Genomic DNA, 521 nt, shown 5'->3' with positions numbered 1-521 from the left:
GGCTATCGACATCGGCGAACACGGTCGGCTGGACGAAATAGCCGCGCTCGAAACCGGCCGGACGCCCGCCGCCGACGAGCAGCCGCCCGCCTTCTTCCTTGCCGAGGGCGATATAGCTTTCGGTCTTGTCGCGCTGCTCGGCAGAGGTATGCGGGCCGATATGAGTCTTCGGATCGAGCGCGGCGCCGACGCGGATCCGCGCTGCGCGCTCGGCCAGCCCGGCGGCGAACCGCTCGTATATCGGCCGCTCGACGAACATGCGAGACGCGGCCGAGCAGGACTGGCCGGTCGACCGGAACGCGCTGTGCACCGCAACCGACAGGGCCTTGTCGAAATCGGCATCGGCAAAGACGATGAAGGGCGATTTGCCGCCGCATTCGAACGAGCAGCGCTTCAGATTGACGCTCGCCGCCTGCATGATCCGCCGCGCGGTCGCATGCGATCCGGTGAAGGATACCTTGTCGATGCCGGTGTGCGCGGACAATGCCGCCCCCACCACGCCGTCGCCCGGCAGGACGTTG

The 521-nt window shown here is 67.6% G+C and carries 1 protein-coding gene; it reads right to left on the bottom strand.

The window, feature by feature from the left end:
- Positions 1-521, bottom strand: a 521-nt coding sequence (locus U1737_RS20615) for an aldehyde dehydrogenase family protein (RefSeq protein WP_332798090.1), incomplete at both ends; no start/stop codon positions are given.

The organism is Sphingomonas fucosidasi, assembly GCF_036663855.1.
Classification (GTDB): Bacteria; Pseudomonadota; Alphaproteobacteria; order Sphingomonadales; family Sphingomonadaceae; genus Sphingomonas; species Sphingomonas faeni_B.
The sequence above is the reverse complement of the archived record's forward strand: the minus strand, read 5'-3'. Positions and strand labels throughout refer to the sequence as shown.